We start from the raw sequence: 12,378 nt of genomic DNA, 5'->3' as shown, positions 1-12,378 counted from the left end.
TAGATATGAAGTGAATTCAGCATAAAGAGGATATCAACCATGAAAATTACAGGATCAAAGAGACTTAGTCAACTAGGATCGGCTATTTTTTCAGAAGTAGCAGATTGGAAGAGAGAGGTTATGAACCAAGGGGTAGACGTCATAGATTTAGGTATAGGAAGCCCTGATCTACCTCCTTCTGATCGAATTATTGAAGCGATTGCTGAAGCCGTTCGCAACCCCGCGCATTACGGTTATCCAACATCTGAAGGTAGTTTGGCATTTCGAGAAGCAGTAGCGAGATGGTACAGCTATCGATTCGGTGTGGAGCTGAGTCCGGAAAGTGAAATATTGACTCTGATGGGCTCACAAGATGGTCTTGCTCACTTAGCGCTTTCACTCTGTGATCCTGGGGACATTGCCATTGTCCCTGATCCAGGTTATCCCATATATTCGGCAAGTCTTGTGTTGGCGGGAGTTGAACCTTACTTGCTGCCGCTGCGCGCAGAACATAACTTTTTACCCCAATTAGAGGACATCCCAGTAGACGTGGCTGCTAAGGCAAAATTCATCCTGCTTAACTATCCAAGCAATCCATTGTCTGCTGTTGCAGATCGCGCTTTCTTTGAGCATTTGATTACCTATGCCAAGAAGCATGACTTGCTTGTCGTACACGATCTTGCCTACTCCGAAATGGCTTTTGATGGCTATCAGCCTATCAGCATTTTGGAGATAGAAGGCGCTAAGGAGGTTGCTGTCGAGTTTCATTCACTGTCAAAAAGTTTTAATATGGCAGGTTGTAGAATTGCTTTCCTAACTGGAAATGAAGGCGCCGTGAATGCTCTTAAAACGCTGAAATCCAATATCGATTACGGTGTATTCAGTGCCATTCAAGCGGCTGGAATTGCAGCATTAGAGGAAGACATGGCGCATAATCACTCCGTTGCCCATGTGTATGAAAGAAGACGAAATGTGTTTATCTCGGCACTAGCGGAAGCGGGTTGGCTCATACCACCACCCAAGGCAACAATGTTTATCTGGGCTCCAATTCCAAAAGGATGGACATCTCGACAAATTTCCCGGGAAATGTTATATCATGCTGGTGTTGTCGTTATTCCTGGAGACGCTTTCGGGGCTGAGGGAGAAGGCTTTGTACGAATCGCATTGGTACAAGAAGAGGGTCGATTACTTGAGGCGGCAAAGCGCATAGGAGATTGGCTTCGTACATTAGAATGAAAATTAGAGATTTTGGTAAAAATAGGAGAATGAGAGACATATAGATGTTTAAGTAGTGAAATAAAACTTATTAGTTGAAAGGGGTAAGCATATGGATGCCATTTCCTCATTATCTGAGCTTTTAGCTGACCAGAAGCCTTCATCGTTCGTAGAAATTCCCGGAATTTTGGGGCAAACCTTTGGGCAAGCAACAATTGCAGCTACATTGCCCATGAGCAAACTATTTTCAATCTATGAAGTTGATTTAGAAGTTCAACGTGCGATTATTCCGCGTAATCTTTCTAAGCTAATTGATTACGTTAATTTGTATTTAGAAGATCGCCAGCCTATTTATTTCCCGGGAATCATTTTCTCGGCAAGAGGTGCAGGTCATTATGACGAAGAGGGGCAAGCGCTTCGCTTGCAGCCGATTGAGAAATTATATGTAGTGGATGGTCAACATCGTTTGGCCGCTTTCCAACGCATTATGGAGACATTACAAAGTCAAATGGCACGTGCTAAGGATCGTCGTGAGTACGACAAGATGGAAGAGATCACGGAGAAGCTGCGCCGTTTGTACGCGTTCCCTATCTCAACTATGACATACTTGGATATTAATGCTCGTCAAGAGCGTCAGTTGTTCTCCGACATTAATAAGCTTCCGCGTAAGCTTGGCGGCAACCTGGCGGTACTTCGCGATCAGCGCAGATTCTATCACGTTGCTGCATCGGAGCTTGCTGCCAAAGCGCCAGCTATGCAGAAGCTGACTGTAGATATGTTCTCTGAACGCGGAAAGTCACCTGAGTATTTGTTCTCCTATCACTTGCTGATCGAAATATTGATTGCTTTGTTCGAAGGCAGAATGAAATCAGCAGCGCGTAATAATGGCTATCAATATGAGGATAAAGAGCTGCAAGATCTTGTTTCCTTGGCGGGTACCTATTTCAATGGCTTGCTGAATTACTTGCCCGAACCAGCTAAGGGTGAAATCGTGTGGTCTGAGAATATCCAAATTGCACTAGCCATGTTTATGCATGAAGAAGCTACGAAACCAGGTAAATTTAATCGCTATGCACTTGAGCACGTATTGAAAATACTTCCTCATGTGAACTGGAACAATATTTATGCGGGAGAAGAGAAGGATCGGTTGCCGAGACGGACTCGCATTATGAAAGCTTACAACTATATCAAAAACTTTTATCAAGATCAGAATGCATTTCTGATCAGCGATGCCGATTCTTACAATTCCAAGGAGGACGTGAGCTAATGGAAGGATTACGCCTTAAGATGACCATTCATCCTTTTTGCGATAAGTTCGGACTTTCAACTGTAGCTTTACGCGTTCAGGATCTGCTGAATTATACGATGATTGACCCTATGGTGCAGCGTAAGCTGAGCAACATGCAACGACGCAAAATCTCCACCTATTTACAGGAGCGGGAGCTCGACCATGTGTTCTTCGGACCTGTTACGCTGTCATTGCGTGAAGTGAATCAGCTGTCCAAGGGCGAGAAGGAATTCCTTCTGAAGCATGGCTCCAAGCTGTCTATTTTGGACGGTCAGCATCGTATCCTAGCGCTAGGCTATGTGAACGATCAGATGCAAAAAGAAGTTAGACGGTATGAGAAAAAATTAGTGGTGCTAAAGATCAAACAACGGAAGTTTCCAGAGGATACAGAAATTAGGCAAGAGGTTGAGGAAACCGAAGGTACGATTAATCAGCTTGAGGGAAGACGTCTAGATTTGATGGAAACACAGCTTGCTGTGCAAATCTATATTGGCTTAACAGAGGAAGAAGAACAGCAGTTGTTCGGCGACATTAACTCTAAAGTCCAGCTGGTGAGTAAAGAGCTTGGTCACTCCTTCGATTCCATTGACCCGTTAAATCTGGTTATTCAACAGGTTGTCGATCATAATGTGTATCTCAAAGCAGCCGGTGTTGAGCGTCGCAACAACTTGACTTCGTTCAATCGTAACTTTACTTGCTTCAGCTGGTTATATGCGACGGCGACGATGCTTTTTTCAGGCAGAATGCAGCCATCTTATGAGCTTCAGCGTAAAATTCGCCACGATCCATCGACGTATGTAGAGATTTTGCACCAATTTTTTAATACGGTCCTGCCGATGATGCCAGAGCAACCGGGCTTGGCGCAATATACATCTGCCAATCGTGTGATTCAAGAAAGTATTGCGCTGTATGCGAATCGCTTCTTATTCCCGAACGGTGAGTATAACGAGGAATGGACGAATTCTTTGCAGCTTCTGGAAGGCTTCGATTGGTCGCATGACAATGAGGAATTGATCTACGTATTTGGCGCGTTGGATAACGGTAAGATCAATCTGATCCACGAGAAATCACTGAAAAAGCATGTGAAACTTGTACAATTCTTCCTTGAAGGCACGGATAGCGCAAGTGCGGATGAGGATGATGCAGCTTCGTCTGCTTCATAAAACACAGGCGAAAAGACAAATGAGAGATTGATCTCATTTGTCTTTTTTTTGCCAGAATGTTTAAGTTCTTCACCGACTAAAGCGTTAGGGGTACCCTAGAATAAGTTTTGAGCTGGAGAGACTTTTAACGAACTGGAGTGACTTTGGCTTTGGTATACCTGCGATTGTGCAGGCTTTTTTTCTTTAAGTAGCTCATATTCGTAAATTTCTGCAATTGTGCAGGCTTTTCACTCTTTTTTTAATTTTCAGGATGGAAAAGCAAAAAATTCTTGCATATTAGCAGGCTTTTCCATTTTTGAAACGAGATTTTACAAAATACATGCACTTTCGCAGTTATTTTAGGCCGTTGAAACGGAAGGGGGTATTATTAGAAAGGCTGTTCCCGATTATCCAAACTTTGTCATAAAAATTTATGAATATGTGCAAGCTATATGTATTCTCGATAAAACAAAGGAGGCAACATGCAAACTCAACAAGAACAACAACAAAACGCCATTATGCAGGTAACACCTCAGGTAATTACAACCAAGGACTCTCAGTATTTAAAAGACCAATTATCGTGGGAGCTCTTAGCCATGAAAAAATGCCGCCATTTTGCACAGGAATGCTCGGATTCAGAAATTGGACAATTGATTGATAAAGCCGGTCAAATGCATCAAAAACATTACATGCTCTTATTAAAACACCTGCAAAATAATAATTCAGAGGAAATGAAAAAAGTTCCTCAAACACAACAATGAAGGAGGATCGTATATGAATCAGAATCCACAAGTCATCAAGAATCCTAAACCTGCCAATGAGCCGCAAGTCAAAGGTCCCGAATTGAATGATCGTGACCGGGTAAACGATATTTTGGCGACGGAAAAATACTTAACGGATAGCTTTAACGTATCTGCCAGAGAAGCAAGTCACACTTCCCTGCATCAGGATATTATGACGATTTTGAACGAGACACATCAATGTCAATATGAACTATTTGAAATGATGTTCAGAAAAGGGCACTACAAATTAGAGGCCGAAGAACAAACGAAACTGGATCAATCCTTTCAACAGTTTTCTAATTATTCAACGCAATTCCCATATCAAGGGACAACCATTCAGTAGACATATTGTTTCAGTCTTCCCATTTTTGACCATACTGCATAATGTAGCTACTTAACTAGCAGGAGGGTATCTCAGACTATGTTGGCCGTTCATCAACGTATGGCGGAGTTATGGACATTACGCAGAGCGCGTGAGTTAACACGAGCAGAGCAGGATGAATTACTGCTGTGTATGGAAGCTAACGCGACATATGTATGGAACCGTTTGAAACTGGAAAATTTATCGCTCTGTGCTTCGTTTACTGGAGACTATGATTGGCTGCATGAAATTTGCGAGCGCATCGAAAAGCTTGAACCCAAGCACTGACCTATCCGGTCGGTGCTTTTTTCCTTTTCTGCAAGAGAGTGGACGAGTATAATGGTAGTAGTCTATATCTAAGGAGCTGTGACATGGTAAGCTGGTTCAAGCAATTGTGGGGGGCTCCCCATAAATTATTTCTTCTGGGTTTACTGCTATTAACCGCGTTATTACTAAGATTATATCTAGCTCCCCTCTGGGTGGGCTATGATACTGACGTACGAACGTTCCTAGCGTGGGCGGATCGCGCATATTCAGTAGGTTTATCCGGATTGTACACGAATGCCAAAGAATACTTTCTCGATTATCCTCCTGGGTATATGTATGTCCTATATCTAGTTGGCTTACTGCACCACAAGCTGTCGATTCCCTGGGAAAGTGCAGGGTCGTTAATTATTCTGAAGCTTCCTGCCATTCTGGCTGACATAGTAACGGCTTACCTCTTGTTTCAGCTAGCGATTAGCCGCCTGGGCGGGGCAAGGACATGGGTACAAGCCATTCAGATTGCTGCTTTGTTTGCCTTCAATCCAGCGATTTGGTCGAACTCCGCGATATGGGGACAGGTTGACTCATTTTTCATGTTATTTATTCTTGCAACTTTGTTGCTGCAACAGCGGGGGAAACTCCCGCAAGCCGCGGTTTTTATAGCCTTAGCACTACTTCTTAAGCCACAGGCACTGCTTTTCGGTATTTTTCTACTTATCGATGTTATACGAAAGCGCAGCATGATGGTATTGTTGTTGAGTGTTCTAAGCGGAGCTGCGACGATGGCCGTGATTTCACTCCCTTTTGCCGTTGGCAGAGGGTATGGATGGTTGATCGGACTATACTCAGGCACCTTAGCTTCCTATCCATACGCCTCCTTGAACGCGTTCAATCTTATGGCCCTCTTGGGTGGCAATTTTATCGATATGAATAACGGTATCCTGCACATCTCTTATCAATGGATGGGATGGGTGCTTATGGCGCTATCCATCATCTATGTTTGCTATTTATATATTCGCAGTAAAGATCAGCGTGGCGCCTTACTTTATGCGGCTTTCTTATTTATCACGGCCGTTTTCATATGTATGACCAAAATGCACGAGCGCTATTTGCACTACGGATTATTGCTGGCGCTGACCAGCTTCATTTACATAAAGGATCGCCGGATTCTGGGGCTCTTTATTGGTTTTAGCATCACCCATTTTATTAATATAGCCGATGTGCTGTTACGCAGTTTTCATCAGGATTATCACATTCCGAGATATGATCCTTTGATGTTGGTCGTTTCGGCCATCAATGTTATGATGTTTGCCTATGCATGTTTATTGGGATGGAGGCTTTTCGTGGAATCACAACAAGAACAGAAGGTGGAGGGGCCAGTTCCGCTAGTTCCGCTGCCAATCGAGCAAGAAATTAACATAGAAATTCATACAGAGTCCAAACGGTGGAATGCGATTTTCAAACCAAGTTTGGATGAGGTAGAAAGAAGCATAAAGGGACGTTTTTTCACCAAAAAGGATGCGCTGTATCTTGGAGCTTTAGTGTTAGTTTACACGATAATTGCTTTGTTCCATCTAGGCGGGCATAAAGCTCCTACAACGTTTTGGAAGCCAACAAGCGGGGGCGAAACAGTTATTGCGGACCTTGGCAGCTCACACAATATTACAAGAATTAACACCTTTGCTGGTGTAGGTGAAGGGGCTTATTCGTTCTGGTTTTCACAGGACGGTACGCAGTGGCAGGATCAAATATCGGTGAAATCCGACCACACCAAGGTATTCACTTGGAACACAGTCGAGCCTAAGAAAGATGCGCGTTACGTTAAAATGGTCATTGATGCGCAGGAAGGAGCGGCGCTGCATCTTCATGAAATTGGTATATTCGGAGATGGCAGCACGACTATCTTGCCGATTGCTAAGGTTTCAGAACAAGATGTAAACGCGGCTGATGAAGGTACAACGCCTAATTTGTTCGATGAACCTACCACAGTACCGTACACGCCTACCTATATGAATGGGTCGTATTTTGATGAGATCTATCATGCAAGAACAGCCTATGAGCATCTTCATCAAATAGAGCCTTATGAAAGCACGCATCCACCGCTAGGTAAAGTGCTAATGTCGATTGGCATTTATGTGTTTGGATTGAATCCGTTTGGCTGGAGAATCATCGGAACGCTGTTCGGTGTCGGCATGATTCCAATCATGTATGTGTTCGCTAAGCGAATGTTCGGCCGTTCAGAATATGCCTTTATCGCTGCTTTCCTGCTTACCTTTGATTTCATGCATTTTGCGCAGACGCGTATCGCGACGATAGATGTTTACGGCGTATTCTTCATCATGCTGATGTTCTATTTCATGTATCGTTACACAACGCTTAGCTTCTATAGGGAAAAGCTTTGGACGACGTTAATTCCCTTAGGGCTATCCGGTCTTTTCTTCGGAATTGGAGCTGCATCCAAGTGGATCGTTATCTATGGCGGTGCAGGACTTGCTGTGCTGCTGCTATTATCTTTAATAGAGCGGTTCGGCGAATACCGATTCGCACGAAGTTTGCTGCGCGAGGAGGAAATCGAACCTCCACTGACAGAACACGAGCGCAGTCGACTACAGCTTGTAGAGAAGTTTTTCATACGTAGCACTCTGCTTACTTTACTATGGTGTGTACTCACGTTTATCATCATACCGCTAGCTGTGTATACGTTATCCTATATTCCGTTCATGATGGTTCCCGGACCGGGGCATAATCTGAAGGATGTGGTCACCTATCAGGTGCATATGTACAAATATCATAAAGATTTGGTCGCAACGCATCCGTTCTCTTCCCCTTGGTGGGAGTGGCCGATGATGCTCCGTCCGATATGGTATTACCAAGCAAAGCTCATGCCGCAGGGCATGCTTTCGAGCATCGTCTCGTTTGGGAATCCGTTAGTATGGTGGCCGGGCTTCATCGCCGTTATTCTTTCGTTTTATGTAGCATTTACACGTAAAGATAAGCTGCTGCGGATGCTGCTAATCGCTTACTGCTCGCAGTATTTACCATGGATCCTAGTGCCAAGGCTCACATTTATTTATCACTATTTTGCGATGGTGCCATTCCTTGTGCTGATCTTAACCTATTACATCAAAGAGTATTTAGAAGAAGGACCACTTCATAAGAAAAGGTGGGTCTACGGATATTTAATTGCCGTGTTCGTTCTATTCGTTCTCTTCTTTCCGATTCTTTCGGGGATGATCATTCCATCCAAATATTCCTTCTTCCTTCGGTGGTTGCCGGGTTGGAATTTCTTTTAAACAAAAAGGCAAAGGGGCTATCCCGAGAGTCATTTTTGGTTGTTAGGCCATCTCTCGCCCTGAGGTAACCAGAATTCGCAAAGGTGGGGGAACGTCGATTCGCTATTTGGACGAAAAGCACCCGAAATCAAGAGGAAGAGGAACTACAGTGCGTTATTTCTCGGTTTTTGCGTTCAGAGGGTTCATTTTGAACAAATAACGTACTCACGTTCCTCTAATTCAATTTCTAGCGCGGATTTCCCGAAATAGCGAACCGTCGTTCCCATTGGCTGCTCGGCTGCCCACAACATAGCCTTATTTTAGCGGCCTTAGAGATTGCTCAGATCAACTCCCGATGGATTGAAGTTGCTTTGGCACGAACGATTTGTTATGCAGCCATTCTTTTCGGACTCATTTGTGGCTTTGGCTTCGTGAATGTCCTTGGGGAGATCTCAATTCCTCGTTCCGGGTTGGTTGCATCTCTTCTGGGTTTCAACCGTGTCGAGATCGGTCAATTGATGCTTCTTGCCGTATGTGTGCCTCTCTTAGCTTGGCTTTTTCGGCTTCATTTGGTTCATTGAAAGGCAATTCAACTTCTTGATACTTGGCTTTTGATTCGTATTCTTTTAAAAAAATTGTATTGACGTCGTAAAAAAGCAATGGTAATATAAATCCAAGTAAATTACTGTGAATTAAAATAAGTCGACCCAACAACAGGAGACTCCCACTTTGTACAGAGCAAAGGCAGCGGAGTCTTTTTTTTCATCCAAACCTTAATGGAGAGTGAATCACATGGCTAAAGTTGTTATTATTTCAGGAAGTCCAACACCTACGTCCCGTTTGCATGGCGTTATCGAAGTGGCAAAAAGTGAACTATTGAAAGCGGGCTTGGAAGTGGAATGGATTAAGGTACGAGACATACCTGCAGAGGATTTGTTATATGCCAAATTTGACAGCGAAGCTATTGTGAAAGCGAACGCGCATGTTGCCGAGGCAGATGCTGTATTCGTCGCTACGCCGGTTTATAAAGCCTCTTACACAGGCGTGTTAAAAGCTTTCCTTGACCTACTCCCGCAAAAAGGCCTCGAGCGCAAAGTCGTGCTTCCGTTAGCCGTTGGAGGGACGATATCTCATCTGCTCGCGATAGATTATGCTTTAAAACCGGTGCTGTCTGCATTAGGCGCGCAGAACATTCTGCAAGGTGTGTATGTACTTGATAAGCAAGTAACGTGGGGCGATCAAGGACAAGCGATCCTCGATGAAGAAATTTCAACTCGACTGCAAGAATCCGTAACTGAATTTATTCAAGAAATTAAGTGGCATACAAGCCGTTAAGTTGGCATAGAAGATGAAAACCGCTGCTGGTACCCTTTACTTGTAAAAACGGAGTTGTCTCCTCAAGCAGGTTTTACTTGAGGAGACAATTCCGTTAGTAATTTGATTTTAAGCATTCAGTTGCTGTTTATTCACAGCTAAAACGTTATTTTCAACCGAAGTATAGGGAAGACTGCCATCGAGGACGCTTTTCGCGCGATGATGATCAAGCAAACCCTCCCAACGTGCAATGACGAAAGTGGCAACAGCGTAGCCGATAATATTCACTGTCGTACGATAATTTCCCATGAATCGGTCCGGTGCAAGCATTAGAGCAACGGCGGCCATGGAGATCGAACCTGACGCCGCCGCTGTCGCTGACAGTGCCACAAATGCAGAACCTGGTATACCAGCCATCCCCTTGGACGTTAACAAAAGCACCCCCAGAATCATTAGCTGCTCGACAAGACTCAGTTCGACGCCGGTCGCTTGGGCAAGAAATATAAGAGCGAGTGATAAATAGATTGACGCCCCGTCGAGGTTGAATGAATATCCGGTCGGAACAACCAATCCGACAACAGCTCGGTTGCAGCCGGCATGCTCAAATTTATTCATGAGCTGCGGCATGGCCGCTTCCGTCGAACCTGTTGCAAAAGCGAGAATGATCTCCTCTCGAATGTAGAGGATCAACTTCCAAAGGCTGATGCCTACGAATAACCGTGTGATAATAGCTAACACAATGATGAAAGCAAGACAAGCGATCGTCATGGCCACAAAGAGTTTACCGAACGACACGAGTGTGGTAACCCCATACTGACTAACAGCGAACGCCATCGCGCCGAATGTTGCAATAGCTGTAAGCTTCATGATATAGCCCATAATTTGAAATACGACTTTATTGAAATGCTCTAGAAGATCAATAACAACCTCTGAGGTTCGTCCGCCTACATGGATAATCGCAAAACCGAAGAAGCAGGAAACGAGCAGTACCTGCAGCATTGTATTATTCGCAAACGCTGAAACGGCACTATCTGGGATGATATTCAGGAAAAATTGCGCTCCGCTTGGAAGTGTAGAACTCTTGGTAACTTTATTGACAGCTTCCGTTGTCAAGGTTCCAGGATCGATATGCATTCCAGCGCCGGGATTGAATAAGTTCGCCACTACCATGCCAATGATTAGGGCAAAGGTTGTAACGACTTCAAAGTAAAGGAGGGTTTTCCCGCCTATCCTGCCAACTGATTTGATGTCGCCGACCTTCGCGATACCAACGACGACAACACCAAAAACAAGCGGCGAAATGATCATTTTGATAAGCTTGATGAAACCGTCGCCGACTGGCTTTAGCGCGACACCAATTGTCGGCCAAAGATAACCGACTAAAATCCCTCCGATGATTGATACCATAATCTGAAAAAAAAGGCCTTGATAAAAAGGTTTCTTTTCGGGTGCCGTTTTTGGATTCACTATGCATCCTCTTTTCTTTATTTTATTGATATCAATATCGTCTTTAATGTGAGTATTTCATTTCTGCTCTGTTCATCATTCTAGGTTAACTTATGTTACATGGATAGTTTATTTTTATAACATTGTTTGAAAATACAAAATAAGAATCCCCCGTTGTTAACACTGCATAACTACAATAACGGCTATGGGAAGAACCGCTGCTGGTACCTTTTACTAGCAGCGGTTTTTTGTGTGCTGAACAACCGTTCCCATGCTATACTACAGGTAGAACTTATACCGTCTATAATGTGGAATTATTTCGATTTATCATTTATAATCCGGGGCAGCGATATTGTTTTGATTGGGGAGATTATGTTGAATAATGAAATTAAAAAGAAAGTACTTTTAGTTGACGGAATGGCTATACTTTTCAGAGCATTTTATGCGACTTCTTACTCAGGTTATATTCGAAAAACTAGCTATGGATTGCCGACAAATGCTGTGTATGGATTTATTCAATATTTTTTTGATGCTATTAATACGTTTAACCCAACGCATGTAATTTGTTGTTGGGATATGGGGAGCAGCACTTTTCGAAATGAGAATTATAGCGAATACAAACAAAATCGTGTGGAAGCTCCTCTAGATCTTTTGCCGCAGTTTGATTTGGTAAAAGAAGTCGTTGCAGAGATGGGGATCCCCAATATTGGCTTAGTCGGCTATGAAGCTGACGATTGTATTGGGACCCTATCAAATAGACTTCAGAAGGATTCTGAGGTATTTATTTTAACTGGGGACCATGACATGCTTCAGTTAATTACTGAAAAAGTAAAAGTCGTAATAATGAAAAAGGGTAAATTAAATTACGCTACTTATGACCTCGAGACGCTTTATTCAGAGAAACAATTGACACCTTTGCAGATTATCGATTTAAAAGGATTTATGGGGGATACTGCTGATAATTATCCAGGGGTTAAAGGCATTGGAGAAAAAACTGCACAAAAGTTACTAGCTGAGTATAAATCAATTGACGGTTGTCTTGAAAATATTGAACTCCTGCCAAAGAGCATAAAAAATAAAATAAAGGAAAATATGGAAATGCTACATATATCAAGGGATTTGGCACGGATACGATTAGATGTACCAATCGAGTGCGAATTACATGAATGTATATGGGATTTACGTCGTGAGGCTGCTACAAAAAAATTCATGGAGCTAGAATTTGGAGGATTAACAAAACTACTAGGAGAGGTTGATGATTTATCAACCGACAACCCATTTATAAATGCCTCTAAAGAGGTTGCTGTTTCTAATT

11 protein-coding genes are annotated in these 12,378 nt (G+C 43.3%); 10 read left to right on the top strand and 1 reads right to left on the bottom strand.

The features are described from left to right. The first annotated feature begins 39 nt into the window (after positions 1 to 39). The 9 genes from ASG93_RS20800 to ssuE all read left to right on the top strand — a co-directional run bounded on the left by ASG93_RS20800 (position 40) and on the right by ssuE (position 9,638). A complete protein-coding gene (locus tag ASG93_RS20800; RefSeq protein ID WP_056834803.1) occupies positions 40 to 1,215 on the top strand; it encodes an aminotransferase class I/II-fold pyridoxal phosphate-dependent enzyme in 1,176 nt (391 codons plus the stop codon). Positions 1,216 to 1,306: 91 nt separating this feature from the next. Beyond that, a complete protein-coding gene (locus tag ASG93_RS20795) occupies positions 1,307 to 2,461 on the top strand; it encodes a DNA sulfur modification protein DndB (RefSeq protein WP_056834801.1) in 1,155 nt (384 codons plus the stop codon). Further along, complete coding sequence (locus ASG93_RS20790; protein ID WP_056834799.1) at positions 2,461 to 3,645, top strand: DNA sulfur modification protein DndB; 1,185 nt, start codon at positions 2,461 to 2,463, stop codon at positions 3,643 to 3,645. Before ASG93_RS20795 ends, ASG93_RS20790 begins: the two co-directional genes overlap by 1 nt. Positions 3,646 to 4,106: 461 nt before the next feature. Beyond that, positions 4,107 to 4,385, top strand: coding sequence for a hypothetical protein (locus ASG93_RS20785; RefSeq protein ID WP_056834797.1), 279 nt, complete (start codon positions 4,107 to 4,109; stop codon positions 4,383 to 4,385). 13 nt (positions 4,386 to 4,398) lie between these two features. Then, positions 4,399 to 4,749, top strand: coding sequence for a spore coat protein (locus ASG93_RS20780; protein WP_056834795.1), 351 nt, complete (start codon positions 4,399 to 4,401; stop codon positions 4,747 to 4,749). 78 nt (positions 4,750 to 4,827) lie between these two features. Next, positions 4,828 to 5,055 carry a hypothetical protein gene (locus ASG93_RS20775; protein WP_056834793.1) on the top strand — a complete coding sequence of 76 codons (228 nt, stop codon included), beginning with the start codon at positions 4,828 to 4,830 and terminating at the stop codon, positions 5,053 to 5,055. An 83-nt stretch (positions 5,056 to 5,138) separates the two neighbouring features. Then, a complete protein-coding gene (locus ASG93_RS20770) occupies positions 5,139 to 8,324 on the top strand; it encodes a glycosyltransferase family 39 protein (protein WP_056834791.1) in 3,186 nt (1,061 codons plus the stop codon). A 410-nt stretch (positions 8,325 to 8,734) separates the two neighbouring features. Beyond that, on the top strand, positions 8,735 to 8,884 hold the full coding sequence (locus ASG93_RS37225) for a hypothetical protein (RefSeq protein WP_414858880.1): 150 nt from the start codon (positions 8,735 to 8,737) through the stop codon (positions 8,882 to 8,884). A gap of 211 nt (positions 8,885 to 9,095) precedes the next feature. Next, complete coding sequence (ssuE, locus tag ASG93_RS20760) at positions 9,096 to 9,638, top strand: NADPH-dependent FMN reductase (protein WP_056834787.1); 543 nt, start codon at positions 9,096 to 9,098, stop codon at positions 9,636 to 9,638. A 108-nt stretch (positions 9,639 to 9,746) separates the two neighbouring features. On the opposite strand, the gene ASG93_RS20755 is transcribed toward ssuE, so the two are convergent. Further along, positions 9,747 to 11,084, bottom strand: a complete 1,338-nt coding sequence (locus ASG93_RS20755) for a cation:dicarboxylate symporter family transporter (protein WP_235550920.1) — start codon at positions 11,082 to 11,084, stop codon at positions 9,747 to 9,749. Between the two features lie 351 nt (positions 11,085 to 11,435). On the opposite strand from ASG93_RS20755, the gene ASG93_RS20750 reads away from it, so the two are divergent. Then, a partial coding sequence (locus ASG93_RS20750; RefSeq protein ID WP_082614997.1) for a 5'-3' exonuclease occupies positions 11,436 to 12,378 on the top strand: 943 nt, incomplete at its 3' end.

It is taken from the genome of Paenibacillus sp. Soil787 (assembly GCF_001429545.1).
Classification (GTDB): domain Bacteria; phylum Bacillota; class Bacilli; order Paenibacillales; family NBRC-103111; genus Paenibacillus_E.
Note: the sequence above shows the minus strand (reverse complement) of the source record. Positions and strands in the feature narration are given on the sequence as shown.